This window comes from Geodermatophilus sp. URMC 60 (genome assembly GCF_053502585.1).
Genome location: NZ_CP199958.1, coordinates 2495490 through 2521746, shown reverse-complemented (window position 1 = coordinate 2521746; position 26257 = coordinate 2495490). Strand labels below are relative to the sequence as shown.

The window sequence follows — 26257 nt, the reverse complement described above, 5'->3', positions numbered from 1 at the left end:
GCGGCGCGTCCTGCCGTTGGAGACCGTGGCCGTCGACGAGCGGACAGGAGGAGAGCAGGAGGCCACCCGTGCATCGTTCCTGCATGGAGACCCGAGTCGTGGCCGACCAGACCATCGGCATCCCCCACGCCGGTACCAACGAGCTGCTGACCCCCAGCCAGGCCGGCGACTACTTGTGCACCGGTGAACGGTTCGTCCGCCGCCTCATCGCCGAGCGCCGCATCAACTACGTCAAGCTCGGCAAGCACGTCCGTGTGCAGCGCTCAGTCCTGGACGGCTTCATCCAGGCCGGCCGAGTTCCCCGCGCGCCGGACATCCGTTGACCCCCAGACAACTTCTTCCCGTCCATGGACGTTCGCCTGCGTGCCATCTACGCAGGTGGCAAGGGGTGCGGCGTCCGGTGACATACGCGACCGTCCGTAAGAGTCCAAGTCGCGTTCCGGTTCCGGTTGCGGTCCGCGGCTTCGGCTAGCGAGCCTCCGCGACCTAGCGCACGGTGCGGGCGCCCCCACCGAGCGCAGGAGCACCCCGAGTGGAGCTGCTCGCTTCCTACTCGCACTCCACCAAGCCCCTCCTCGTATGTCCACCCAGCTCATCGCAGAACGCTACGCCATGAACAACAGGTAGCGCGACGAACCTGACCTGCGACACTCAAGCGCTCGCCATTTGCGCAGCAGCGACCCTTTGCGGCAATCGGCGAGCCCACGCATGCTCACTTTTGGACACGCATGCCACAGCGACACTCGACAGCGGCGAGTCCGGCTTTAGGAGATCGCAGATCTCCTCTATCCAATCCTTCGCCGTCTTCCCGTCTCGAGGTCGATATTCACTACTAGGCACATTCAAAGCCTCCGCCGCATTGCCGAGCAGCCGGACACATCTCCTCCACATGTCTTGACGCGCTTCTACCATTCGCTGACAATCAAGGTGCAGGATATGCGTACTAATGCGCACGCGCTCCGCGTTCCAGCCGCCTGCAGTTGCTCTGGGAAGCCCCGTTTCGTCAAAGTCGAGGAGCAGGGTGTCGTCTTCGCACATGGGATCGAGCAGTACCGGAACCTCTTGGCTTATATCTCCACCGCAGACGGCAACCGTGCAACCGGGAAGCAAGGGGAACTGGTCCTGCTTGCCCTTAGCCGCACCATCCACACCTTTGTGCGCCGAATTGACCCACGACACAGCGATGCGATAGTTCGTCCATTCAAATGCAAGCCACCAGTACCCATCCCGCTCCGGCTCCCCGAAGTTTCTTACGCGAAGTTTTGGCCGGAAGTGATCGACGTGATAGTCGGAGCCATCGTCCCGCAACTCCGAGTACCAGCACTTGTTGTGCGACCAGGAAAGTAGGATGATCTTAAGTTCTGACCAAAGCGTCGAATTCCGCTCAACAATCTTGGCTCGCTTCTCATGCGCGGTTAGACGCTTACTCTCCTCAACATCCTCGCCGTCATCCTCGCAAGCGTCCAACTGCTCGGTAACGGTTCGCGCCCGCCTTATCCAATCCGCCGGAATTTCCTCCGGTCGTGGCTTGACGTGGATCATGCAGATTCTCCGAATATTTCGTCGAGGATAGAATCTACAATGCTCTCCTGTTCTGCAGGCGGCAACGTGGCGATACTACGTTCATTACCTCGCTCCCACCTATGCAACGCCTGCAGGTAACGCCTATAATCGGGGTCCCTCGACTCGTACGCTAGCCCCAAGTCGCTCAGCTCTGAAGCTAGAGCTTTGAGTTCTTCTTCTTGTGCCTCACTTCGGTCAGTGAGACGAGATAAATCGTTGCGCAAGTCAATCTTTTCCTGCGTCGCAAGGTCAAGCGTCGAAGGCAAGCCAAATAGTTGGATTAGGACGCCGGCCACTCCCATACCACGTGGATCCTCATCAGGTGCTCGCACGACGGTGCTTCCCTGGGTCCGCTCGAAGATTTGAACCTGGCTCGACACAAGGCCAGCGATAGTTAACGGATCATGAGTAGCAAGGATCATCTGGCTCGTCCGATCCAGCCACTCATCTTCCTCTCCACCTTCAACCGCAAGACCGGATTGACGCGTCAACTCACGCAAGTATCGAAGCTTCCACTTAGGATTCAAGTGAGTATCGGGCTCATCCAAGAGGAACAGCGATTCCTCATGCCGCGTAAATTGCATGAGACCTATGACCGTGAGTAGTTGGCGTTCACCTTCACTCAGTGCCGAGAAAGCGATCGAGCGCTCACCTCTTCGCACCCGCACCCGGACATCCCGCACAAGATCCGAAATCTCCGTGCTTTCCAGGGCGGCAAATAGCGCGGCCTCGTCGTGATACGCTGCGTTCAACTGCTGCAGAGCCGCAACATTAGGTATGAAAAGGTAGAGTCTTTCTTCTTGTACATCTCTGCTTCGGTAGTCTTGACGATGCGTCTCCGACACGGAGATCGGCGCCAAGGCAAGGTCCCAAAGACGCTGCAGGAACGTTTTGACGACTCCCCGAGACCACCAGAATCTGTCATCGCCCAGGGCGGCGATAGCGGCCACGGGAGGCCGCTTTGCCGTCCACTTGTAAGCCCACGTAGGTTTTCTTAAGACCAGCAGAGCCGAATCAAACCCGTCAATGCCGAACAGCTCTTTCAAGAAGGGAGCGGGCTCTTCCTGGCGCAAGAAATACGCAAGCAAAACCCAACGACTATGCTCCGGCAAACAATAGAAAAGTCGTCGAATCGGCGGTGGCTCCCCCGATGTGTCGTTGATTAGCAAATCATAGAAGCGACGCTGGTGCTGTAGGAAGTACGACTGAAGGCGCTCAGAAGGCCCTGAGTAATATGCGAAGACATAACGCGGAAGCAACTCTTCCTTACGACGCTCAAACCCGGCCCAGGTCAGCAGCTTCTCGTCACCCTCCGGCCCGACATTGATTCTCTGACGTTGGCCCTTCTCCCCTGTAACATGCACACGCCGGCCGCGACAGCGATACACAATCTCATAGTCAAACTTAGGCTTCTCCGCCAGGTCGAGACCGCCGAAGATTTGAACGATTGCTTCAAAAAGGTTGGACTTGCCCGTACCATTCTCACCGATCAGAACCGTTGCAAATTGCGTTTCATCAAAGTCGATGTAAAAATCAACCAGATTCCGATAGCTGGGCAAGGAAAGCCAGTCGATTCTCATGTCGCCAACCTGATTACTCGTTCATGGTCACTAAGAACGACCTCCCGGATAGACCCAGCGTCTATCTCGGCACGCAATCGCATATAGAAGCTGTCGACGTCAGTTGTATATGGCGACGCACCTAAGACTTCGGTCGCGGTGGCCGATCCACCCAAGGACTCAACAATAGAGCGAATGCTAACTAGAACGGCTTCAGCCGCCTCATCTCGTCCACCGTGCCCGGCCAATCTGGGGTACTCCATGCGCTGCGCCTCCCGCTCACTCACCCGTTGAGGCTTGCTCGTTCGCGACGTTACCTCTACGTCTTCCGGTTCATGATCGGGCGGAAACAACTGCCGCGCCAAATAGCCTTCGTATGCCGCCGTTAAGTGTTCCACGCCTCGGGCAACGTTCTGCATCAACTGCTGCCCATCCCGCCTTAGGCGCATCATGAGGTCCAAGACTTGCCGCTGGACGGCCACTGGCGGTAGGGCTATCGGCAGTTTAGCAACAGACGCCGCCGTAAGGTGCATGATCCCAGTGCCTGTAAAGTGGCGTGCGAGGGAACCGTCCACGGCACTGGCCTGTAACGCAAGGACGAGCCACTCAGGGTCGAGATCAGGCTTGCATCGCACTCGGTGAAGCGCTTTTTGGTAGTACATCTCCTCTTCACCTCGCCACACCGCGGCACGCCCAGGCTCACCTCCCTCGCAAACCAGCACATCTCCAATCGAGAGGCGATAGCGGGAGGCCTCCTTCGCCGAGATTCTCATACTGAGAACCTCCGATGTGTCGATCTCCCCCCAGCGAACGTTCGCGTTCCGGAGGTATGGTCTAAGGACGCCTTGATTCTTGGACCGGTCGAGCATCTTACCCAGAGCGGATTCCGCCACTTCCGCGAGCCGACGCACCGGAACATCACTCTCCAAGGACTCAGCGGGGTGACCCAACCGACCCTTGTATGCGTCTACCGGCAGCTGTTCAAGAAAGTGTTCTAGCGATTCTCTGACCCTGGTAGCGGCAGCCATGGCCCGACGGTAACTCGTGGTCGCCGCCTCTACTTGTGTGAGGATAGCGTCTCGCACTTCCGGCGGTGGTATGAAGACGCGGATCTGACGCAAGTCTCGAAGATTGAGTAGGTCCTTCGTGCTCGCCATAGCGAGTTGCTTAATCTGCTGTTGCAACGGACCGGATTGCAAAGCGGCAGAGACCCACCTCGCTAGACCCGTGTCATCGAAACGGAGAACGGCAACGGTCCGCGAGATTTGCGCCCCCGCTAGTTCGGAAGGCACTATGGCTATGCGTCCGACACTGCCCTGCACCGTTATCAATACATCACCGACGTCGAGCTGAGACCTCGGATACTGTCCTGCAACCGCTTCCGATATGCGATAAATCTGCGACGTGTCTATCGTGCCGTCTCGGATGTCGCCCACGCGAACCATTGGAATTCCCGACGCCACATGCGGGCCGGCCTTTACCACTCCGTACGCCACTTGGAAGGGCTTGGTCAGTTCTTCAATTGAGCGAACCTCCCATTCTGACACTGAAGTCATGGGCGCTGCCCGTCAAGCACTTCCCGCAGAGAGCGTATCCCTTGCAAGAGGCTCTCAACGTTGCGTGCTGCTTCCGCAAGGTGGTCGGCGGACGAGGCCGGTAGTTCCGGCTCACTTTCGAGCCAACGCAGGGATGCGATCTTGTATTCGTGCGCTCTGAGCTCGTCAATATCAAAATCCCGCCAACGTCCTTCGGCAGAATCAGAGATGGTGCGCTCGGCGAGACCGTTCGGATCGCTGCCGAAGCATTTCTCAAATTGATGAAAGGCGTCGTGAAGAAGTGGGCGCGTGCGCTTGTTCAGGCGGGGCACGCCGGTGCGGGCATCGTAGATCCACGTCTTTTTAGTCTGAGGTCCCTTAGTCAAGAAGACGACGTTAGTCTTCGTGCCTTCGGTGTAAGGGCTGAAGGTGCCATCTGGGCAGCGAAGGACCGTGTGTATGTCGCAGTGTTGCGTCAGCAGCTCGAAGAGCAGAGTGGCCTGGCTTCCAAAGAGGACGTTATCAGGCACCACGATCGCTGCCCGTCCTCCGTCCCTTAGAGTGGCAACCGCATGCTGCACAAAGTTTATTTGCTTGTTATTAGTTGCGATGGCAAATTCAGGGCGAGGAGGTCGCTCACCCGCCCCCCTAGTACCGAAAGGCGGGTTGGTTAGGATCACATCACATTTGCGCCGGTCAGGAGGTCCATAGATTGCATCAGCGAGGATGATGTCGGGGTCTATGCCATGGAGATGCAGGTTCATTAGCGCCAAGCGGCGCGGACGCTGGACCAATTCAACGCCTGCATAAGTCTGGCTTTTGATCCTAGGCGTGATCGACTTGCGGTCAATCCGCTCCTGCTCCAAAAGCCATTCATAAGCCGCCACAAGAAAGCCGCCGGTGCCGCATGCTGGATCTCCGATCCTGAAGGACGCGTGACCTCGTGGATCCGGCTTGACACATCGGACTATGGACTGAATTAGGGGGCGAGGAGTGAAGTACTGACCGGCCCCCTTCTTACCTTCGGCGGCGGCACGCTCGAGAAGGCCTTCGAAGACAGCGGCTTGGACATCTATGCCTAGGCTGGACCAGTCCACTTCGTCTATAACTTGAACCAGTCGAGTAAAGCTGGAGGAGTGTGTCAACTTACTCCGGGCTTCATGGAATATCTCCCCGAGCATCCCTGTCTCGTGTTCAAGGCGCGAGAGTATTTCTTGGTAACGAGACAGGTGCTCGGCGTCGATCGTCTTGATGTCTTCCCAAGAGCAGCCCTCGGGCAGTCGCACTCCTCGCTCTCGGGCAATCTTGAGAAATATGAGATAGGTCAGCTGTTCAATGTAATCACCATAGTCAACTCCGTCATGCCTAAGAACGTGGCAGTAGGTCCACAGTTGATTGGTCAGCGCGGATGCACTGGGCGGCCTGACTGGCACTGACATGTCGGTGGGGCTCCTAGGATCGCTCGAAGCACAAGAGTGTACGGGCAAGGCGCCCGCTCGCGCTGGGTGACCAAACGCGACACTCCTCATAGCTGGGCGATACTTGATCGTGACGCTTGCCCGGATCGTGAGGCCCCTGGAGTCGGCTCGTCCGATTGAGTCTTTGGATCTTGCTGCTTTGCGCGGACCTAAATGACTTGATTATATGCACAGGAAGCCGCTATTGGGCTCAGCAGCCTCGTTCTCACACGACGGGTTGACCCGCGAGGAAAATCGAGCCGCGGATCTTTCGCCGGTTTATGGGACGAACGTGGGACGCCAGACTCGTCCTAAGACTGGGACGCAATCGCGGTTATTCAAGACACGAAGCTGCTCCCACTCTTGATCTAGGCGCCGGACGGGCGCGATAGACATCCGTCCGGCGCGGCGCTCTCCAAAGGGTTGGACATCAGAAGCCTTGCGTCATTGGAGTCGTGCCGCGCGTTGGAGTCTCTCGGCGAACAGAGTCACCATGGGATGAAGCGGTCGGTATGCCGACACGGGCATTGGCCGTCGGTCTGCTCGGCAGCGGCGAGCCTTGCCGGGACAGCTTGCCCGGGGTCCGCTTGCCGTCGCAGGAGTATACGGTGATGTCCAGCCCGGTGTGGCGCACCGTCTTGCGCGAGGAGGTGAACCGCCGGGTGTCCCCGAGCTCGGCCCACAGCGCGGCCGCGGTGATCTCGCCGACGCCGTACTGGGCCTGCAGCGCCTTGCAGCCGGGCTGGCGGCGGGCGAAGGCCGAGGTTTGCTCACGCAGCGGCGCCAGCTCGGCGTCCAGCGCGTCCAGCATGCGGAGCGCGGTGGCCACCGCTTGCCGGCCGGCCTCGGAGAGCTGCTCGCCGGACGCCAGCCGGCGACGGTTGCCGGCTCCGAGCAGGTCGCCTGCGATCGCCGGAGCGCCCTGGTGCAGCAAGATCGCGTAAATGCGCTGCACCCAGGCGGTGTGCTCCTCGCGCAAGTCCTTGAACAGCTCCAGATTTGCCCGCATCTCCGGCACCTGCTCCGGCGGATCCAAGATTCGAGCAGGCGCCCGACGGCCAGCAGCTGGCGCAGATGCCGGGCATCGGTGCGGTCGGTCTTGGCCCGCCGCTTCGGCCCGCGGGCGGCGGCGGTGTCGGCCGGCTCGGCCAGATGCGCCTCCACTCCGGCACGGTGCGGCTCCTCCACGACGAACCGCCAGCCGTGCAGGCCTCGACCGCGAATACCGCGGGCGCCCCTGAACCGCCCCGAGTTCAGTGGAGGCTCTGGTGTGCCTCCTGTTTCCCGTTGCCGGGTTACTGGATTCTGACAGCGATTTTGGGTGGCTTGGCGGGTGGGGTAGCCGGCGTGGGCGAACCAGCCGGCGGCATCAGCAGTAGTGACTCGCCGGGGCGCTTCGATACCTCCTCCGGTCGACGACCGACAGGCGTCGTCCGGAGGGCCCTCTGCCAGGACACAGACCCACGCGCTCACGGCAGCAATCACGGGCACCCGAGGACCCCGCGCCATACACCTCAGCGGGCTCTCCCACGCCACTGGGTCACGGCGTCGCCGGGCGACCGGAGCACTCTCATCCGCACGGACAGCGATCAAGATCGCAAAGGATCACACCTCATGCCTCGCCGGAACAGTCCGGTGAGCCGGACCGCTCAGCAACGCGCCTCCCGAGATGTGCTCAGGCCGACGTGGGCTCCGGAGCAAGGGCACCGGCTCATCCCCGCTGATCTCGGTGCGCCGTCGCACCGCTGAGCTCATGGGCGGCGCGGTCGCTGCAGCAAGGATCAAGCCCTGTGGTGGCGACTACTGTCCGCTTCATGAGCGAGAGCGGCACGGTGCAGGATCCCCTCGCGGGGTGGGACCCGAGACGCCGCGCCTCCCTAGAGCGCCTGTGGGAGCGATTCAGAGGGGCTGCGGGCGAGGTCCGCCTGAGCGACGAGTTGGTAGCCGAACGCCACCTGGAAGCTGCTGCGGCCGACCGTGCCGGCCTCCGCGATGAGGTCGTCCGCAAGGGTGGCGCCGGTCCCTCGTCGCAAGACGGCGGGCCACGCGGCGAGTGATCGTCCTGGATGCCTCTGCATTGCTCGCCCTGGTCAACCAGGAGCCCGGCTGGGAGGTCGTGGCCCGCGCCGCTGCCAGCGACGATGCCACGATCAGCGCGGTCAACTACTCCGAGGTACTGCAGAAGACGGCCCGGGTCGGCATCGCCGCCGAGGAGATCGACCGCGGACTCGACGAGCTGGACATCACCGTCACGCCCTTCGGGCGGCTCGACGCCCGACTCGCGGCGTCCTTCTACCGGCACAGGTCGAACCTGAGCCTGGCGGATCGAGTCTGCCTGGCCCTCGGACGGAGCCTGTCGAGCCCGGTCTACACCAGCGACCGCAACTGGGAGGACTGGGCCGACGACTTCGGTGTCACCGTGGTTGTCATCCGCTGACACGGACGACGACGCGCTGGTCGCCTCCCACGACAGCGAGCTGCAGTCCTTCCTCGTGCGGGCGTTCACCTCACGCGCGCGCTGTCGACCGTTCTCGATGTTCACCGATCTCCCTGCCCGAGGCTCCAGTCCTTCTCCGGTCGGGCTCCAGTTCCTCGAGGCAGGGCCGCGGAGACCTGCCGAGCCCGAACGTCGAAGAGCCCGCTTCAGGCCGGGCGCGCCGTGAACCGCGCCGGCGAACGACTCCCCCACCTGGAGAACGACCGGAGCCTCGTCGGCAGCGTGGGTACCGAGGAGGTGACCGCCGAGGATCCGGGACCGGAAGAGCCTGCAAGGGCGATCCCGCCCTGCCTGACCGGGTTTCCACAGGTCTCCGTCCATCCCCAGCTTTCGGCCGCATCGGTCGCCACGGCGTGCGCTGCCTCGGAAGCTGACCGGGCTGCGGCACCGACGACCGCAGTGCGGAGCGGAGGCCCGAGGAGTCTTCATGGGAAGGCCGCCACTGCCCGTGGGGACCTTCGGGAGGATCCGCTTCGAGGTGCTCGGCAGGCATCGGGTGCAGGCTGGCGCCAGCTTCCGCGACCTCGACGGCCGCCGTCGCTACGTCGTCCGCTTCGGGCAGAGCCGGGCGCAGGCCGAGCGGCGGCTGCGCGAAGCCCTCCGCGACCGCGGCACCGCCTCATCTCCACCCGTGCCCGCCGACAGCCGGCTCAGCGCCATGGCCGCCCTCTGGCTGGCCGACGTCGACGACAGCGAGCTGGCCGCCGGCACCAAGCGCCTGTACCGGTTCGCCGTGCACGCATACGTCCTGCCCGGACTCGGGGAGCTGCGGCTGCGCGAGGTCACCGTCCCGGCCATCGACCGGCTGCTCGCCTCGGTTCACACCGAGCATGGCCCCGGCGCGGCCAAGTCCACCCGCAGCGTCCTCTCGGGCATCCTCGGCTTGGCCGTGCGCCATGGCCTGCTGACCACCAACCCGGTCCGCGACGCCACCGCCCGGCGCACGGCACGCGCCGCCCGCGGCCCCCGGGCGCTCACCGTCGAGGAAACGCATCTGCTGCAGACACGGCTGGCCACCGACGTCGCGGCAGCCCGCCAGGACCTGCCCGACCTCGTCGCCTTCCTGCTGGGCACCGGCCTGCGCATCGGCGAGGCCTGCGCGCTCCGTCCCTTGGATGTGGACCTCGCCGCCGCCACGCTGACCGTGACCGGCACCGTCATCCGCGAGCGAGGTCACGGCCTGCTCATCCAGGACGTCCCCAAGACCACCGCCGGCCGGCGCACCATCGCCCTGCCACCGCTGACCGTGGACCTGCTCCGCCGCCGCCTCACCGCCCCGGCGACCGCCGAGGACCCGCCGGTGATCTTTCCAAGCCCGCAGCGGCGCCTCCGCGACCCGAGCAACACCAGCGGCGACCTGCGCAAGGCCCTCGACCGGGCCGGCTTCCCCTGGGTCACCTCGCACACGTTCCGCAAGACCGTGGCCACCCGGCTCGATGAGGCCGGGCTGTCCGCCCGCCAGATCGCCGACCACCTCGGTCACAGCCGCCCGAGCCTGACCCAGGACGTCTACCTCGGCCGCGGGACCGCCAGCCCCAGGACCGCCGCGGTCGTCCAGCGGACCCTGTAACGCCCTGCGCCTTCCGCGCCCGCGAGGATTCCTCGCCGATCACCGCTGCAGGGAGTCCGTGCCGACGGCAGCCACTCCCCCGGTCGGCTCTCCGACAGGGCCCCGCGACGCCGGCCGGGCTCACGGCGAGGTCCCACCCGAGGGCTCCCCCAGCGCCGTCGCGCACCCCAAAGTCACGGGTTTCTTGCGAGTCCGGCGAATATTGGTTCGGGCCTGAAGGCGCCCGCGAGCCGCTGACCTGGAGCTTTGCTCCCCCGATTGGACTCGAACCAATAACCCTGCGATTAACAGTCGCATGCTCTGCCAATTGAGCTACGGGGGATCGGCGGGCGTGCCCGCGCGCAGGGATGAGGTTACCCCACGCCGTCCGCGGAGCCGCGCAGGGCCCTCCGCGTCGCGCGCCACACCGGAACGCGGCTAACGTGATCGTCCGGTCCCCGCGTCCTACCTGGAGGTTCTCCATGGCGAAGCTGTCCTTCCTCGTCGGCTTCGGTGCCGGCTACGTCCTCGGCGCGAAGGCAGGCACGGAGCGCTACGAGCAGATCCGCCGGGCGTGGGAGCAGGCCAAGGACAACCCGCAGTTGCAGGGTCTGGCCGGCATGGCGCAGGCCCGAGCCGACGGCGTGCTGAACTCTGCCCGTGCCCGGGTCGGCCTGGGCGACTCCGGCGACCGCTCGACGGCGTCCCGTCCGGGCTCGGTCCCGCGGGCCCGCACGGCCACCCGCACGACCGCGGCGTCGGACACGCCGCTGCCGCCGCCGGACACCGCCGGCGGGCTCTGATCCCGGGGCGCTCGCGGCCGGCTCAGTCCGGCTGGTCGGCCGCGACCGCCTCGGCCAGCTTCTGCCGGGCGACCTCCCGCGCGGTGGGGTCGCTGCGGTCGGTGTCGTCGTCGAAGACGACGGTCCACTCCCGCTCGGCCTGACCGGGCAGCCGCCGCGCGACGAGCACGACCCCTCCCCCACCGGGCAGCGGGGCGCGCCGGCTGGCGACCACCGTCTGGTCCACCCGCCGGCGGACGACGGGCGGCAGGCCTCCCGCGTCGGCCAGCGCGTGCCGCTCCACGGGCAGCCGCGCCTGCACGCCGGGCTCGACCTCGGTCAGCGGGGTCACCTCGAAGCGGCCGCCGCCGTCGCCGGTCGCCGTCCACCGTGCGGTGCCTACGTGGTGCCACGGCAGGACGTCGACCTCGCCGGCCTGCGGCAGCGGCAGGCCGGCCGGCACCCGGCGTAGCCCGCGGGACGTCGCGACCAACCAGCCCTCGTCGCGCACGAGCGTCCCCCAGGCCAGCACCCGCTCATCGGGGTCGGGCGAGGCGAGCACCACCGCGCGGACGAGTTCCGGCGGCCGGGTGAACCGCTGCCGCACGCGGTCGAGCAGCGTCATGCGCCGAGCCCGCCCATCGCGCGCTTGCGCAGCGAGATCGCCTGCTGCTCCAGCGCCATGAGCCGGCCGAACGCCTTCATGTACTCGTCGCCGGCCTCGACCGGGTTCATCCGCTGCAGCCGACCCTTGAGCGCGGCCACCTGGCGGACGGTGTGCATCTCCTCCAGCCGGGCCAGCACCGCGTTGACGTAACCGGCGTCGGCCTCGCCCGTCGAGCGCATCGGCTCGACGGCCAGCGCGGTCAGCAGCGCGGTGGCGCTCTCCCGGGTGCAGTGGGCGGCCACCTCGTCCAGCCAGGCCGGGCCGGTGACCCGGGTGGCGGCCGCGCCCCCGGCCTGCGCGACCGCCGTGGCGACGGCCGCGTAGTCCGGGTCGGTGTAGGCCGCGACCGGGATGGCGTCGAAGGAGGGCCCGGCCAGCTCCGGCACCTGCAGCGCGGCCTTCAGCGCCTCCCGCTCGACCTCGACCGCGACGTCGTCCGGGCTCTTCTTCGGCGTCCGCGGCCGGCCGCGCGCGGGCTGGCCGCCGCTGTCCCCGGTGAACCGGCGCACCCGCTCGAGCACCTCGGCCTCGTCGGTGTTGCCGATCATCCCGGCCAGCTGGCGGGCGTAGGCGGGACGCAGCGCGTGGTCCTTGATCTGCGCGACCAGCGGCGCGGTCTTCTCCAGCGCGGCGACGCGGCCCTCGACGGTGTCGAGGTCGTAGCCGGCCAGCGTGGTCTTCAGGACGAAGGCGATCAGCGGCGTCCGGCGGCCCACCAGGTCGCGGACGGCGGCATCGCCGTGCGCCTGCCGCAGCTCGCACGGGTCGCGGCCGTCGGGCTCGACGGCGACGTAGGTCTGGCCGACGAAGCGCTGGTCCTCGGCGAAGGTCTTCATCGCCGCGGCCTGCCCGGCGGCGTCCCCGTCGAAGGTGTAGATCACCTCGCCGCGGAACTCGTCCTGGTCCATGAGCAGCCGGCGCAGCACGCCGATGTGCTCGGGCCCGAACGCCGTCCCGCACGAGGCGACGGCGGTGGTCACGCCGGCGAGGTGGCAGGCCATGACGTCGGTGTAGCCCTCGACGACGACGGCCTGGGAACGGCGGGCGATGTCCCGCTTGGCCCGGTCGATGCCGTACAGCACGCTGCTCTTCTTGTAGAGCGGCGTCTCCGGGGTGTTCAGGTACTTGGGGCCCTGGTCGTCGTCCATCAGCTTGCGGGCGCCGAAGCCGATGACGTCGCCGGTGATGTCCTTGATCGGCCACACCAGCCGCCGGTGGAAGCGGTCGATGAGCGTGCCGCGGCTGGACTCCTTGGCCAGCCCGGCGGTCACCAGCTCCTGCTGCGTGAAGCCCTGCCCGCGCAGGTGGCGGGTCAGGGTGTCCCAGCCACCGGGGGCGAAGCCGCAGCCGAAGTCCAGCGCCACCTGGCGGTCGAAGCCGCGGTCGGCGAGGAACTGCCGGGCCGGCGCCGCCTCCGGGCTGCCCAGCTGCTCGGCGTAGAAGGCCGCCGCCGCCGTGTTGGCCGCGACCAGCCGCGCCCGCTGCCCGGTCTGCGAGCGGTCCGGGGCGCCGGTGGGGCGGCCGCCGTCGTCCTCGTAGTGCAGGTCGACGTCGGCCCGCCCGGCCAGCAGCTCGACGGCCTCGGTGAACGACAGGTGGTCGATCTCCTGCACGAACCGGATGACGTCGCCGCCCACACCGCAGCCGAAGCAGTGGTAGAGCCCGCGGCTGGGCGTGACGTGGAACGACGGCGACTTCTCGTCGTGGAACGGGCAGAGCCCCTTGAGGCTGCCGCCCCCGGCGCGCTTGAGCTGCAGGTGGTCGCCGATGACCTCGTCGATCCGCGACCGCTCGCGGACCAGCGCGATGTCGGCGGCCCGGATTCGTCCCCGCCCGGCCATCAGGCGCCTCCTGCCGCGGCGGCCTGCGTGCGCCGGTCCATGACCAGTTCCAGCCACAGCAGGAAGACCTGCTGGTGCAGCGGCAGCGCGACGTCGGCGCTCAGCGTCGGCCGGGGCGACCAGCCGCCGGTCGACCCGCCGAGCGCCACCTGCCGGCCGTCGTCGCTGTACCGCAGGCTGCTGCGCCAGATCGACGCCCGCGCCGCCTGCAGCACCAGCCCCTCGAGGTCGACGTCCCACGTGCCGCGCCACCACGACGTCTGCCGGGCGCGCAGTCGCGCCGTCCCCGCCGGGTCCACCGGCCAGCGGCCGACGAGCTCGCGCCCGTCCTTCGCCAGCACCCACTCGCGTCCGTCCACGACGGCCGTGGCCGCCTCCCTCCAGTTCGATGCCCGCAACGTGGCGACGACGAGGGCGTCGCGCAGCACGGGGCGGACGCCCTTCTCGGTCCCGGCCGTGCCGGCCCTGCCCAGTTCGAGCACGTGCCTCACCCGATCCCCGGAGCGCCCGCGACGCTCTCGCCGGTCGCGCGGTAGAGCAGGTAGGCCGCCGTCTCGCGCAGGATGTAGCGGAACTGCGTGGTGCGGGTCTGCACCGCCGGGCCCTGCCGGGTCGGCGAGCTGTCGGCGGTGATGCCGGCGTCCTCGGCCATCCGCTCAGCACGCATCGCGTGCCACGGGTCGGTCACCAGGACCGCCGAGGACCAGCCGCGCTCGTCGAACGCGTCGCCGACGGCCCGCATGCTCTCCAGCGTGTCGACGCCTTCCTCGACCGCGAGCAGCGCGCCCTCGGGGATCCCGGCCTCGACCAGGTAGGCGCGGCCGGACTCCGCCTCGGTGAACTGGTCGCCGTCGGCCTTGCCGCCGACGGTCACGACCACCGGCGCGACCCCGGCTTCGAACAGCTCCAGCGCGTGCTCCAGCCGCGCCTCGAAGATGGACGACGGGACGCCGTTGTACTGCGCCGACCCGAGCACCACGATCGCGTCGGAGGGCGGCTGGGAGTCCTGCCGCGCGGTCCACCAGATCGCCGTCGCGGTGGAGACGACGAGCAGGACGACGGCGAGCAGCAGGGCGCCGGCCACCCGGCCCACCAGGCTCCCCGCGCGCACACCCACCCGTCATGGGTACCACGCGGGCCCGTCGGTTCGGAGCCGCTGCGCCGGGTGTCCCGGGCCACCCGATCAGGAGTCGGCGCGGTCGGCTCCCAACGCGGCACGGCCGGCCTCCAGCCGGGCCACGGGCACGCGGAACGGCGAGCAGGACACGTAGTCCAGCCCCACCTCGTGGAAGAAGTGCACTGAGTCCGGGTCGCCGCCGTGCTCGCCGCAGACGCCGAGCTTGAGGTCCGGCCGCGCCGACCGGCCCTCCTGGGCAGCGACCTCCACCAGGCGGCCGACGCCGGGCCGGTCCAGCGACTCGAAGGGCGATACCCCGAAGATGCCCTTGTCGAGGTAGGCGTGGAAGAAGGCGGCCTCGACGTCGTCCCGCGAGAAGCCCCAGGTCATCTGGGTGAGATCGTTGGTGCCGAAGGAGAAGAACTCGGCGGAGTGGGCGATCTCGGCGGCGGTGAGCGCGGCGCGGGGCACCTCGATCATGGTGCCGATGAGGACGTCGAGCTCGACGCCGCACTCCTCGAACACCGCGGCGAGCACCTGCTCGGACTCCTCGCGGATCGCCTCCAGCTCCTGCACGGCCCCGACCAACGGGATCATGATCTCCGGCCGCGGGTCGCCGCCGGCCCGCTTGCGCTCGCTGGCCGCCTCGGCGATCGCACGCACCTGCATCGCGAACAGCCCACCGACCACCAGGCCCAGTCGGACGCCGCGCAGCCCCAGCATCGGGTTCTGCTCGTGCAGCCGGCGGACGGCGGTCAGCAGCCGCAGGTTGGCCTCGTCCGGGTGCCCCTGGGCCTCGGCGACCGCGACCCGCACCGAGAGGTCGGTGAGGTCGGGCAGGAACTCGTGCAGCGGCGGGTCGAGCAGCCGCACGGTCACCGGCAGCCCGTCCATGGCCTCGAAGATCTCCAGGAAGTCCTGCTTCTGCAGCGGCGCGAGCGCGTCGAGGGCCGCCTGCTTGCCCGCGTCGTCCTCGGCGAGGATCAGCCTCTCGACCAGCTGCCGCCGGTCGCCGAGGAACATGTGCTCGGTCCGGCACAGGCCGATGCCGCGGGCGCCGAAGCGCCGGGCGCGGGCGGAGTCCTCGGGGGTGTCGGCGTTGGTGCGCACGTCCAGCCGCCGCACCTCGTCGGCGTGGGTGAGGACCCGGTGCACGCTGCGCACCAGGTCGTCGGCCTCGGCGGAGTCCGGGTCGATCTCGCCCTCGAAGTAGCGGACGACGGCGGGGGCCTCGACCGGCACCTCGCCGAGCCAGACCTTGCCGGTGGAGCCGTCGATGGAGAGGACGTCGCCCTCCTCGACGGTGACGCCCCCGGGCGCGGTGAAGCGGCGGTTCTTCGTGTCGACCTGGAGCTCCTCCGCGCCGCAGACGCAGGTCTTGCCCATGCCGCGGGCCACGACGGCGGCGTGGGAGGTCTTGCCGCCCCGGCTGGTGAGCACGCCCTCGGCGGCGATCATCCCGGAGAGGTCGTCGGGGTTGGTCTCCCGCCGGACGAGCACCACCTTCTCGCCGCGGTCGGCCCACTGGACGGCGGTCTCGGAGGAGAACACCGCCTTGCCGACGGCGGCGCCGGGCGAGGCGTTCATGCCCTGGGTCAGCTGGGTGGCGTCCCCGCCGGAGACGAACCGCGGGAACATGAGCTGGGCCAGCTGGTCGCCGGTGACCCGGCGGACGGCCTCGTCCATGTCGATGAGGCCCTCGTCGACCAGCTGGGTGGCGATCCGGAAGGCCGCCGCCGCCGTCCGCTTGCCGACGCGGGTCTGCAGCATCCAGAGCTTGTTGCGCTCGACGGTGAACTCGATGTCGCACAGGTCGCGGTAGTGCGACTCGAGGGTGCTCATGATCGACCGCAGCTCGCGGTAGGCGCCCTCGTCGATCCGCTCGAGCTCGGGCAGCGGCACGGTGTTGCGGATGCCGGCGACGACGTCCTCGCCCTGCGCGTTCTGCAGGTAGTCGCCGTACACGCCCTGCTCGCCGGTGCCCGGGTCGCGGGTGAAGGCGACACCGGTGCCGGAGTCCATGCCGAGGTTGCCGAACACCATCGAGCAGACGTTGACCGCGGTGCCGGCGTCGCTGGGGATGCGCTCGCGGCGGCGGTAGAGGATGGCCCGCTCGGAGTTCCACGAGTCGAAGACGGCGTTGATCGCCAGGTCCAGCTGCTCACGGGGGTCCTGCGGGAAGTCGCGGCCGCACTGCTCGCGGACGATGGCCTTGAACCGGCCGACGACGTCCTCGAGGTGCTCGGCGTCGAGGTCCAGGTCGGACTCGGTTCTCCGCTCGCGCTTGACCTCGTCGAGGGCGTGCTCGAACAGCTCGCCGTCGAGGCCGAGGACGGTCTTTCCGAACATCTGGATCAGCCGGCGGTAGGAGTCCCAGGCGAACCGCTCGCTGCCGGACTGGGCGGCCAGCCCGCGGACCGACTCGTCGTTGAGGCCGACGTTGAGGACCGTCTCCATCATCCCGGGCATCGAGGCGGCGGCGCCGGAGCGCACGGACACCAGCAGCGGGTCCGACGGGTCGCCGAGGGTCTTGCCCATCGCCTTCTCCAGCGCCGTCAGGTGCTCGGTCACCTGGTCGGTCAGCTCCGGCGGGGTGCTGCCGTGCTCGAGGTAGAAGCGGCAGGCGTCGGTGGTGATGGTGAAGCCGGGTGGCACCGGCAGCCCGAGGTTGGTCATCTCGGCCAGGTTGGCGCCCTTGCCGCCCAGCAGGTCCTTCTGGTCCTTGTTGCCCTCGCTGAAGTCGTAGACCCAGGTGGCCGTCCCGGTACCGCTGCCCACCGTGCACCTCCGCGCTCGTCCGCCGGCTGGTTCCCGCGTGCCGGGGACGGCGCCCCGGGGTCCCCCGTCGCCGCCCCGGCGAGCCCGGCCCAGAGGTAGACGTCTCATACGTCCGCTCAGGGCCAGACAGCGATCGTGGCCCACCTCCCGGGTGGGCGCCAGACCGACGGCCACCGGGAACGCGGCCCTCTGGGTCCCGCGAGCCCGCGCGCGACGGGGCAGGGCGGCCCCGTCCGGGGCACCGCCGCGAGCCTGGTGACGGACCGAACGGCCACCCTCCAGGGACCCGCGCCGGGCCTGGGGAGGCGCGGAGGGGTGGTTCTCCGTCAGCCGGCGGCGGTCCCGCAGACGCGGGTGCCCTGCTCGCTGACGACGGTCAGCGTGGAGGTGCTGCCGTCGCTCCAGGCGACCTCGACCCGCTGCACCGGCGCGCCGCCCACCTCGTCGGCGATGGTGCCGGTGACCTCGCCGCTGCCGCCGCGGGCGTACTCGGTGGACACCGCCTGCGGCGCCAGCCGCGCCCGCTCCTCCGCGCAGAGCAGCCCGTGGGCGGTCTCGAGGTCGTCCTGGGCGAGCGCGGCGAGGAAGACCCCGGAGACCTCGCGGGCCTGCTCCTCGGGGCTGCCCTTGACCAGCGGCAGGCCGACGGCCATGCCGACGGCGACGGCCACGGTCCCGCCGATCACCGCGAGGATCAGTGCCCGCGCCGGGCGCGGGGTGCCGGTGTGCAGCGGCGCCGGGTCGTCGTCGTACAGGTAGGGACCGTCGCTCATGACACTCACCCGCCGCTCACGAGCAGCTCCGCCCCGGCCGGCGGCCGGGGGTCGTCGCGGTCGGCCAGCCAGCCCTCGGGCAGCGCCACCGGACGCGGCGGGCTGGTGCGCCCGCGAGGCCCGCCGAGCACCGCCGTCGGGTAGGGCTGGTCGGGGATGCCGGCCAGCAGCTCGGCCAGCTCGTCGAGCGAGCTCACCATCGCCAGCGCGCGGCGGACGTCGGAGCCGACCGAGAAGCCCTTGAGGTACCAGGCGACGTGCTTGCGGAAGTCGGTGCAGCCGTGCAGCTCGTCCTGCTCCTCGGACAGCAGCGTGGCGTGCCGGTGCATCACCGCGGCCACCTCGCGCAGTGTCGGCAGCGCGCGGCTGGTCCGCCCGGCGAAGGCGGCGGCGAGGTCGCCGAACAGCCACGGCCGGCCCAGGCAGCCGCGGCCGATGACCACGCCGGCACAGCCCGTCTCGGCGACCATCCGCAGCGCGTCGTCGGCCTCCCAGATGTCGCCGTTGCCGAGCACCGGGATGCCGACGGCCTCGACCAGCCGGGCGATCGGCGTCCAGTCGGCGGTACCGCTGTAGAGCTGGTCGGCGGTGCGCCCGTGCAGGGTGATCGCCGCGGCGCCCTCGTCCTGCGCGATGCGGCCGGCGTCGAGGTAGGTGACGTGGTCGGCGTCGATGCCGATCCGGGTCTTCACGGTGACCGGGACGTCGCCGGCGGCGCGGACGGCGGCCCGCACGATGCCGCGGAAGAGGACGCGCCGCCACGGCAGCGCCGAGCCACCGCCCTTGCGGGTCACCTTGGGCACCGGGCAGCCGAAGTTGAGGTCGACGTGCGCCGGGCGGGTGCCGGCGACGCCCTCGTCGACGAGCATCTCCACCGCGCGGCCGACCGTGGCCGGGTCGACGCCGTAGAGCTGGACGGAGAAGGCGTCGGCCTCGTCGGGGGTCGCCCGGACCATCTGCAGCGTCTTCTCGTTGCGCTCGACCAGGGCCCGCGTGGTGATCATCTCGCAGACGTAGAGGCCGGCACCGAACTCGCGGCAGAGCGTGCGGAAGGCCGGGTTGGTGATGCCGGCCATCGGCGCGAGCACCACGGCGGGGTCGACGGTGAGCGCGCCCAGGCGCAGCGGAGCGGGGCCGGTCACGGGGGACGACGGCCGCTCGAGGACGCTGCTGCTCACGATCCCCAGGGTAGGTGGCGAGCCACGTCACCCGGCGCGCGACGGGAGGGGTGCCCCGTGCGGGGAACCGACTGGGACCACAACCGCTGGTACCACCGCCTGCTCCTCGCCCAGGTCGCCCCGGACGCCACCCGGGTGCTGGACGTCGGCTGTGGCGCCGGGACGCTAGCCCGCCGGCTCGCCTCGCGGGTCGACCACGTCGACGCGGTCGACCGCTCCCCCGCGATGGTGGCCGCCGCCGCGCACGCGGCCCCGCCCAACCTGACGCTGCACCTCGCCGACCTGCGGACGGCGGACCTCCCCGCCGGGCACTACGACGCCGTGCTGAGCTCCGCCCTGCTCCACCACCTGACGCTTTCCGACGTCCTGCCGCGGATGGCCGGCTGGGTGCGCCCGGGAGGCGTGCTCGCCGCCGTGGCCCTCCCCCGCGTCGAGCTGCCCCGGGAGCTGGGGGTGGAGCTGGCGGCGGCGGTGGCGCACTCCGCGCTGGGCCTGGGGTTCGCCGCGCTGCGGCCGCTCACCGGGGCGGACCTGTTCCGGCCGGAGGCCACGCACGCCGCCATGCCGGTGGCCGAGCCCGATCGCACCATCCGGCAGGTCCGCGCCGAAGCCGCCCGCCTGCTGCCCGGCGCCCGGGTGCGGCGGCTGCTGTTCTGGCGCTACCTGCTCCTCTGGCGCAGGCCTGCCGCGTACCTCCCCGCTCCGTGACGGCCGGGCAGCAGCGGCCCGCCCGGCCCACCTTCGGCCCGGTCCCGGACCGAGCGCCGTCAGGCGGCCGGATCCACCACGCGCAGCCGCTCGACGTCACGGCGCACGGTGCGGACGGTGGCCCCCATGCGGACCGGATTTGACCGCATCTGTCCCTAGCGTGCTGGCATGGAGACGACACGGACCACGGTGGACTGGACGCACGAACTGGTCGAGCAGCTGGACCGGCACTGGCGCACGCAGCTGCGCCCGCGGCTGGACGGGCTCACCGACGAGGAGTACCGGTGGGAGCCGGTCCGCGGCGCGTGGAACGTCCGCCCGCGAGGCACCGGCTCGGCGCCGATCCAGGCGGGACGGGGCGACTTCACGATCGACTTCGCGGTGCCCGAGCCCGACCCGGCACCGGTCACCACCATCGCCTGGCGGATCGGGCACCTGGTCGTCGGCGTCCTCGGCGCCCGGGCGGCCAGCCACTTCGGCGCGCCCCCGATGGACTACGACAGCCACGAGTACCCCGGCGACGCGGCCACCGCGCTGGCCCAGCTCGACACTGCCTACGCCGCCTGGACCACCGGGGTCCGCGGGTTGGACGAGGAGGGCCTGCGGCGGCGGTGCGGGCCGGCCGAGGGGCCCTGGGCCGACGCTCCCGTGGTCGCGCTCGTCCTGCACGTCAACCGTGAGGTGCTGCACCACGGCGCGGAGATCGCGCTGCTGCGCGACCTGTACCGCTGGCGCGACTGAGCGTCGGGCGGCCGTCCCCACGGGGACGGCCGCCCGGGACTCAGCAGACGGGCAGGCGGGTCTTGAGGTAGTCCTCGACCCGGTCCAGGCCGACGCGCTCCTGGCTCATCGAGTCCCGCTCGCGGACAGTCACCGCGTCGTCCTCGAGGGTGTCGAAGTCGACGGTGAGGCAGAACGGCGTCCCGATCTCGTCCTGCCGCCGGTACCGGCGGCCGATCGCGCCGGCGTCGTCGAAGTCGACGTTCCAGCTCTGCCGCAGCTTCGCGGCCAGGTCGCGGGCCTTCGGTGAGAGGTCGGCGTTGCGCGACAGCGGCAGGACGGCGGCCTTGACCGGCGCCAGCCGCGGGTCCAGGCGCAGCACGGTGCGGGTGTCGACGCCGCCCTTGGCGTTGGGCGCCTCGTCCTCGGTGTAGGCCTCGATGAGGAAGGCCATCAACGAGCGGGTGAGGCCGGCGGCCGGCTCGATGACGTACGGCGTCCAGCGGCTGTTGGAGGACTGGTCGAAGTAGGTGAGGTCGGCGCCGGAGTGCTCCGAGTGGGTCTTCAGGTCGAAGTCGGTGCGGTTGGCGATGCCCTCGAGCTCACCCCACTCCGAGCCCTGGAACCCGAAGCGGTACTCGATGTCGACGGTGCGCGTCGAGTAGTGGGAGAGCTTCTCCTTGGGGTGCTCGTAGTGCCGCAGGTTGTCCGGGGAGATGCCCAGGTCGGTGTACCAGCGGGTGCGCTCGTCGATCCAGTACTGGTGCCACTGCTCGTCGGTGCCCGGCTCGACGAAGAACTCCATCTCCATCTGCTCGAACTCGCGCGTCCGGAAGATGAAGTTGCCGGGGGTGATCTCGTTGCGGAAGGACTTGCCGATCTGGCCGATGCCGAACGGCGGCTTCTTCCGCGCCGCGCCCATCACGTTGGCGAAGTTCACGAAGATGCCCTGCGCGGTCTCCGGGCGCAGGTAGTGCAGGCCGGACTCGTCCTCGACGGGGCCGAGGTACGTCTTGAGCATCATGTTGAAGTCGCGCGGCTCGGTCCACGCGCCCTTGGTGCCGCAGTTCGGGCAGGCGATGTCGGCCAGGCCGTTCTCCGGCAGCCGGCCCTTCCTCGCCTCGAACTCCTCCTCGAGGTGGTCGGCCCGGAAGCGCTTGTGGCAGCTCTGGCACTCGGTCAGCGGGTCGGTGAAGACGCCGACGTGGCCGGAAGCCACCCACACCTGGCGCGGCAGGATCACCGAGGAGTCCAGGCCGACGATGTCGTCACGGCCCTGGACGACGGTGCGCCACCACTGCCGCTTGATGTTCTCCTTGAGCTCGGTGCCCAGGGGCCCGTAGTCCCAGGCGGAGCGGGTGCCGCCGTAGATCTCGCCCGACGGGAAGACGAACCCCCGGCGCTTGCAGAGGTTCACCACCTTGTCGAGGCGGGCGGGGTCGTGCTTGGCGGGGCTGTCGCTCACGGCGCGGGGCTCCATCCGGCTGGCGGTCGGCGGGTTGACCCGTCCACGGTAGTTGCCACTGCTCGCCTGCTCACCGGCCGCCCGGCCCAGCGACGGCGCCGGCTCCGGACGCCGACGACCGACCATCCTCGGTGGGGCCTCATCCCCCACCCACGGTGCGGAGCAGCGGTGGAGGTCAGCGGAGAGCAGTCCCACCGGACCACCCGACGAGGTCGCCGGTCACCGGCAGCCCGCTGAACAGGCGGCTGTCCGGGTCGATGGTCGCCCCTCGCCACAGCATGACCGCGAGGACGACGCCGAGCACCACGAGCGCGAGCACGACGGCGAGGATCCACGGCCAGGTGCGCCGGCGTCGTCCGGAGGTCGGCTCGACGGGAACTCCGGTCGGCGGCGGGCCGCCGAGCTCCAGCGTGCGCTCCGGGTCCCCCGGCGCCGGGCGGTCGAGCGTGACGGTCGGCTCGTCCGGCCGGATCGGTGGCGTCGCGAGCTCGCCGCGCGCCAGCTGCGCCCGCACCGCTCGGCCGGGCACGGGAGGAGGCTGGACCTCCCTCGTGGGCTCGGCGGACGTCGGGGGTGCCGCGTCGTCCCGCCTGGGCTCGCTCATCACGCGTCCTCCGTGGTCGACACCAGGTGCCTCAGCACGGTGGGTGCCCACGGAGGGCGCGCTCACGCCTCGACCGGCTGCTCCCTCGGGACGTAGGCGCCGGGCTCGTCGAGCGCGTGCACCCACACCGGCGCGCCCGCGAGCTTCACCTCGGCCGCCGAGAGCGCCCGGCGGTAGGCGCCGACGCCGTCCCACCGGGTGACCAGCGCCCACAGTCCGTCGTCGTCCGTGCAGCGGCCCAGCTCGCCGTCCCGGAAGCCGGGGCGGGCGGCGAGGGCGGCCAGCAGGACGTCGACGCCGGCGGCGAACGCGTCGGCGTCGGCCTCGGGCACCCGCAGCCGGGTCACCACGAACACGGTCGATCTCCTTCCTCGGCCCGGCCCCGTCCGGAGCCTGGGCAGGGGGGCCGGGCGCGGTCCTCCCTCAGGCGCTGCCGAAGCGGCGCTGCCGCGAGGCGTACTCCTCGCACGCGGCCCACAGGTGCCGGCGGTCGAAGTCCGGCCACAGCGTGTCGAGGAAGACGAACTCGGCGTAGGCCGACTGCCACAGCAGGAAGTTGCTGGTCCGGTTCTCGCCCGAGCTGCGCACGAACAGGTCCACGTCGGGCATGTCCGGCTCGTCCAGGAACCGGGCGATGGTGTCCTCGTCGACCTTGCCCGGATCGAGCCGGCCGGCGGCGACCTCGCGGGCGATGGCCGCGGCGGCGTCGGCGATCTCGGCCCGGCCGCCGTAGTTGACGCACATGGTGAGCGTGAGGACGTCGTTGTCCTTCGTGAGCTCCTCGGCGACCTCGAGCTCCTTGATGACGCTGCGCCACAGCCGCGGACGGCGGCCGGCCCAGCGCACCCGCACCCCGAGCTCGTGCATCTCGTCGCGGCGGCGGCGGATGACGTCGCGGTTGAAGCCCATGAGGAAGCGGACCTCCTCGGGGCTGCGCCGCCAGTTCTCGGTGGAGAAGGCGTAGGCGCTGATCGCCGTGACGCCCAGCTCGATCGCGCCCTCGACGCAGTCGAACAGCGAGGACTCCCCGGCCTCGTGCCCGGCGGTGCGCGGCAGCCCGCGCTGCTCGGCCCAGCGGCCGTTGCCGTCCATCACGATCGCGACGTGGCCGGGCACCTTGTCCGGGGGCAGCTGCGGCGGGCGGGCGCCTGAGGGATGCGGATCGGGGGCCTTCACATCACGACGCGGGACCTCACGCCTCACTCAGCAGACCTGCTTCCCGGCGCGGCGCCGTCGGATCGGACCGGTCGACCAGCGGCAGCGAGCGCAGCCCGCGCTCCAGGTGCCACTGCAGCAGGGCGGCGACCAACCCGCTGCCCTCACGGCGGTTGGTGCCCTGGCTGGCCTCGGCGGCGTCCCAGTCACCGGTGAGCAGCGCGTCGAGCAGCTCGATGGTGGCCGGGTTGGGCATCGCCGAGCCGGTCGGCCGGCAGGGCGGGCACACCATGCCACCGGCGGGCACCGAGAAGTGCCGGTGGGGGCCCTCCTCGCCGCAGCGGGCGCAGCCGCCGAGCGCCGGCTCCCACCCGGCGACCGACATGGCCCGTAGCAGGAAGGCGTCGAGCACCAGCGGTGCCGGGTGCGTGCGCTCGGAGAGTGCCCGCAGCGCGCCGATGACGAGGAGGAACAGCCGCAGCGAGGGCTCCTTCTCCTCGGCCGTGAGCCGGTCTGCGGTCTCGAGCACCGCGGTGCCGGCGGTGTAGGCCGGGTAGTCGGCGACGATCGACTGGCCGTAGGAGCGGATCGACTCGGCCTGGCTGACGATGTCGAGGGTGCGGCCGGTGTAGAGCTGCAGGTCGACGTGGCTGAAGGGCTCCAGCCGGGCGCCGAACTTGCTCTTGGTGCGCCGCACGCCCTTGGCCACCGCACGCACCTTGCCGTGCCGGCGGGTGAGCACCGTGACGATGCGGTCGGCCTCGCCCAGCTTCTGGGTGCGCAGGACGACGCCCTCGTCGCGGTACAGCGCCTTCGGTGTGGTGCTCACGTCAGTACCCGAGCCTGTTCAGCTTCTTGGGGTCGTCCTGCCACTCGCCGAGCACCGTGACGTGCAGGTCCAGGTGCACGCGAGCGCCGAGCAGCGCTTCGATGCCGGGCCGCGCCTCGCTGCCGATCGCCTTGATGACCTGCCCACCGCGGCCGAGCAGCATCGGCTTCTGGCTGGGGCGCTCGCAGTGCAGCAGCGCGTGGACCTCGACCAGCTCGCCGCCCTCCCGCTTGGGGTCGGGACGGCGGGTCATCTCCTCGATGGTGACCGCGAGGGAGTGCGGCACCTCCTGGAACACCTTCTCCAGGGCGGCCTCACGGACGAGCTCGGCGATCTGCCGCTCGACGTCCTCGTCGGTGGTCTGCTCCTCCGGGTAGAGCGGCGGTCCTTCCGGCAGCAGGCCGACCAGCAGGTCCTCGAGCAGCTCGACCTGGTCGCCCCGCACGGCGCTCACCGGCACGACCTCGGCGGCCTCGACCAGCCGGCTGGCGGCCAGCAGCTGCTCGGCGACCTGCTTCTTGCTCGCGGCGTCGGTCTTGGTGACGACCACGACGACGGGCGCCTCCACCTCGCGCAGCTGGCGGGCGATGAAGCGGTCACCGTTGCCGACGGGCTGGTCGGCAGGCACGCAGAAGACGACGACGTCGACCTCGGACAGGGTGTCGCGGACGACGTCGTTGAGCCTGCGCCCCAGCAGGCTCCTCGGCTTGTGCAGGCCCGGGGTGTCGACCAGCACGAGCTGCCCGCCCGGCCGGTGGACGACGCCACGGATGGCGTGCCGGGTGGTCTGCGGGCGGTTGCTGACGATGCCGACCTTCTCGCCGACCAGGGCGTTGGTCAGCGTGGTCTTGCCCGCGTTGGGGCGGCCCACCAGACAGGCGAAACCGCTCCGGTACGGCGGCTGGTCCGGTGGCGTCACGCCCTCCATCCTCCCACCCGGGGACGACACCCCCGCCCAGCCCGGCGGTTCCCGCGGGGATCGCCGGAGGCCCGGCTGGGCGGATCGGCCCCGTGGCCGGTCGTTCCGGCGATCCTCTACCCCTGCTCACAGCTGTGAGCAGGGGTGGAGGACGGTGGGGGACACCTGCCGGCCCGGGGGCCGGCGGCTGCGCGCGGACGTCGCGCGGGCGGGCGGTCCTTCCTCAGACGGTGGTGCGCAGGGCGCCGTCCGGGCCGGCGAGGTGCACCGGAGCGGACGGGGTGAGGTCGTGGACGGCGGCCAGCCCGGCGTCCTCGACGCCGTCGGCGGCCGAGACGACGGCGGCCGCCTCCAGCCCCTCGACCCCGCTGGAGACGGCGGCGGCGACGGCCGCCTGCAGCGCGGAGAGCTGCAGCGAGGGCAGGGAGACGGTGGCGGCCAGGTAGGTGCGGCCGTCGGTGTCGCGGACCGCCGCGCCCTCCGGGGCGCCGGTGCGGCCGCGCGCGGAGCGGGCCAGGGTGACGAGCTTGGCGTCCTCGGGGTCCAGGTCACTCACGACGA

At 69.6% G+C, this 26257-nt stretch carries 25 protein-coding genes and 1 tRNA gene; 6 read left to right on the top strand and 20 right to left on the bottom strand.

The window, feature by feature from the left end; all coding sequences use genetic code 11:
• The first annotated feature begins 83 nt into the window (after window positions 1-83).
• Window positions 84-323, top strand: a complete 240-nt coding sequence (locus ACWIX3_RS12140) for an excisionase family DNA-binding protein (protein WP_448612318.1) — start codon at window positions 84-86, stop codon at window positions 321-323.
• A 328-nt stretch (window positions 324-651) separates the two neighbouring features.
• Here the strand turns inward: ACWIX3_RS12140 and ACWIX3_RS12135 are convergent, their stop codons facing one another.
• The 5 genes from ACWIX3_RS12135 to ACWIX3_RS12115 form a co-directional block, all read right to left on the bottom strand.
• Window positions 652-1542 carry a hypothetical protein gene (locus ACWIX3_RS12135; protein ID WP_448612317.1) on the bottom strand — a complete coding sequence of 297 codons (891 nt, stop codon included), beginning with the start codon at window positions 1540-1542 and terminating at the stop codon, window positions 652-654.
• On the bottom strand, window positions 1539-3143 hold the full coding sequence (locus ACWIX3_RS12130; protein WP_448612316.1) for an AAA family ATPase: 1605 nt from the start codon (window positions 3141-3143) through the stop codon (window positions 1539-1541). Before ACWIX3_RS12130 ends, ACWIX3_RS12135 begins: the two co-directional genes overlap by 4 nt.
• A complete protein-coding gene (locus ACWIX3_RS12125) occupies window positions 3140-4150 on the bottom strand; it encodes a restriction endonuclease subunit S (protein ID WP_448612465.1) in 1011 nt (336 codons plus the stop codon). The genes ACWIX3_RS12130 and ACWIX3_RS12125 overlap by 4 nt, the downstream gene beginning before the upstream one ends.
• Before the next feature lie 524 nt (window positions 4151-4674).
• A complete protein-coding gene (locus tag ACWIX3_RS12120; protein ID WP_448612315.1) occupies window positions 4675-6096 on the bottom strand; it encodes an N-6 DNA methylase in 1422 nt (473 codons plus the stop codon).
• Window positions 6097-6544: 448 nt separating this feature from the next.
• A complete protein-coding gene (locus ACWIX3_RS12115) occupies window positions 6545-7150 on the bottom strand; it encodes a transposase (protein WP_448612314.1) in 606 nt (201 codons plus the stop codon).
• Between the two features lie 1017 nt (window positions 7151-8167).
• On the opposite strand from ACWIX3_RS12115, the gene ACWIX3_RS12110 reads away from it, so the two are divergent.
• Both ACWIX3_RS12110 and ACWIX3_RS12105 read left to right on the top strand, forming a co-directional pair.
• Window positions 8168-8551, top strand: a complete 384-nt coding sequence (locus ACWIX3_RS12110) for a PIN domain-containing protein (protein ID WP_448612313.1) — start codon at window positions 8168-8170, stop codon at window positions 8549-8551.
• A 487-nt stretch (window positions 8552-9038) separates the two neighbouring features.
• Entirely contained in the window at window positions 9039-10181 is a 1143-nt protein-coding gene (locus ACWIX3_RS12105) for a site-specific integrase (protein WP_448612312.1), read from the top strand.
• Window positions 10182-10430: 249 nt separating this feature from the next.
• Here the strand turns inward: ACWIX3_RS12105 and ACWIX3_RS12100 are convergent.
• Window positions 10431-10503: transfer RNA gene (locus tag ACWIX3_RS12100), tRNA-Asn, on the bottom strand.
• Window positions 10504-10642: 139 nt separating this feature from the next.
• Here ACWIX3_RS12100 and ACWIX3_RS12095 point away from each other — a divergent pair.
• A complete protein-coding gene (locus tag ACWIX3_RS12095; RefSeq protein ID WP_448612311.1) occupies window positions 10643-10963 on the top strand; it encodes a hypothetical protein in 321 nt (106 codons plus the stop codon).
• A gap of 22 nt (window positions 10964-10985) precedes the next feature.
• Here ACWIX3_RS12095 and ACWIX3_RS12090 read toward each other — a convergent pair whose 3' ends face one another.
• The 7 genes from ACWIX3_RS12090 to dusB form a co-directional block, all read right to left on the bottom strand.
• Complete coding sequence (locus ACWIX3_RS12090; protein WP_448612310.1) at window positions 10986-11567, bottom strand: hypothetical protein; 582 nt, start codon at window positions 11565-11567, stop codon at window positions 10986-10988.
• Window positions 11564-13450 carry a DNA primase gene (dnaG, locus tag ACWIX3_RS12085; RefSeq protein WP_448612309.1) on the bottom strand — a complete coding sequence of 629 codons (1887 nt, stop codon included), beginning with the start codon at window positions 13448-13450 and terminating at the stop codon, window positions 11564-11566. Before dnaG ends, ACWIX3_RS12090 begins: the two co-directional genes overlap by 4 nt.
• Window positions 13450-13932 carry a hypothetical protein gene (locus ACWIX3_RS12080; RefSeq protein WP_448612308.1) on the bottom strand — a complete coding sequence of 161 codons (483 nt, stop codon included), beginning with the start codon at window positions 13930-13932 and terminating at the stop codon, window positions 13450-13452. The genes dnaG and ACWIX3_RS12080 overlap by 1 nt, the downstream gene beginning before the upstream one ends.
• Window positions 13933-13937: 5 nt before the next feature.
• Entirely contained in the window at window positions 13938-14567 is a 630-nt protein-coding gene (locus ACWIX3_RS12075; protein ID WP_448612307.1) for a YdcF family protein, read from the bottom strand.
• 66 nt (window positions 14568-14633) lie between these two features.
• Window positions 14634-17345: a pyruvate, phosphate dikinase gene (ppdK, locus tag ACWIX3_RS12070; RefSeq protein WP_448612306.1), complete on the bottom strand. Its 2712-nt coding sequence runs from the start codon at window positions 17343-17345 to the stop codon at window positions 14634-14636.
• Window positions 17346-17671: 326 nt separating this feature from the next.
• Window positions 17672-18118: a hypothetical protein gene (locus ACWIX3_RS12065; protein WP_448612305.1), complete on the bottom strand. Its 447-nt coding sequence runs from the start codon at window positions 18116-18118 to the stop codon at window positions 17672-17674.
• 5 nt (window positions 18119-18123) lie between these two features.
• On the bottom strand, window positions 18124-19296 hold the full coding sequence (gene dusB / locus ACWIX3_RS12060; RefSeq protein WP_448612304.1) for a tRNA dihydrouridine synthase DusB: 1173 nt from the start codon (window positions 19294-19296) through the stop codon (window positions 18124-18126).
• A gap of 57 nt (window positions 19297-19353) precedes the next feature.
• Here dusB and ACWIX3_RS12055 point away from each other — a divergent pair, with 57 nt between their 5' ends.
• Together ACWIX3_RS12055 and ACWIX3_RS12050 are read left to right on the top strand one after the other, a co-directional pair.
• Complete coding sequence (locus ACWIX3_RS12055) at window positions 19354-20004, top strand: class I SAM-dependent methyltransferase (protein WP_448612303.1); 651 nt, start codon at window positions 19354-19356, stop codon at window positions 20002-20004.
• Window positions 20005-20172: 168 nt separating this feature from the next.
• Entirely contained in the window at window positions 20173-20745 is a 573-nt protein-coding gene (locus ACWIX3_RS12050) for a DinB family protein (RefSeq protein WP_448612302.1), read from the top strand.
• 40 nt (window positions 20746-20785) lie between these two features.
• On the opposite strand, the gene ACWIX3_RS12045 is transcribed toward ACWIX3_RS12050, so the two are convergent.
• The 7 genes from ACWIX3_RS12045 to ACWIX3_RS12015 form a co-directional block, all read right to left on the bottom strand.
• Window positions 20786-22189 (bottom strand): glycine--tRNA ligase, encoded by a 1404-nt coding sequence (locus tag ACWIX3_RS12045; RefSeq protein WP_448612301.1) that lies wholly within the window; start codon window positions 22187-22189, stop codon window positions 20786-20788.
• Between the two features lie 175 nt (window positions 22190-22364).
• A complete protein-coding gene (locus ACWIX3_RS12040; RefSeq protein WP_448612300.1) occupies window positions 22365-22718 on the bottom strand; it encodes a hypothetical protein in 354 nt (117 codons plus the stop codon).
• Between the two features lie 137 nt (window positions 22719-22855).
• A complete protein-coding gene (locus ACWIX3_RS12035; protein ID WP_448612299.1) occupies window positions 22856-23149 on the bottom strand; it encodes an antibiotic biosynthesis monooxygenase family protein in 294 nt (97 codons plus the stop codon).
• Between the two features lie 67 nt (window positions 23150-23216).
• A complete protein-coding gene (locus tag ACWIX3_RS12030) occupies window positions 23217-23969 on the bottom strand; it encodes an isoprenyl transferase (RefSeq protein WP_448612298.1) in 753 nt (250 codons plus the stop codon).
• Window positions 23970-23985: 16 nt separating this feature from the next.
• The gene (recO, locus tag ACWIX3_RS12025) at window positions 23986-24777 is read right to left on the bottom strand and encodes a DNA repair protein RecO (RefSeq protein WP_448612297.1); all 792 of its coding nucleotides are present in this window, start codon (window positions 24775-24777) and stop codon (window positions 23986-23988) included.
• Between the two features lies 1 nt (window position 24778).
• Window positions 24779-25705, bottom strand: a complete 927-nt coding sequence (gene era, locus ACWIX3_RS12020; RefSeq protein ID WP_448612296.1) for a GTPase Era — start codon at window positions 25703-25705, stop codon at window positions 24779-24781.
• A gap of 214 nt (window positions 25706-25919) precedes the next feature.
• On the bottom strand, window positions 25920-26252 hold the full coding sequence (locus ACWIX3_RS12015; protein WP_448612295.1) for a cytidine deaminase: 333 nt from the start codon (window positions 26250-26252) through the stop codon (window positions 25920-25922).
• Window positions 26253-26257 lie beyond the last annotated feature (5 nt).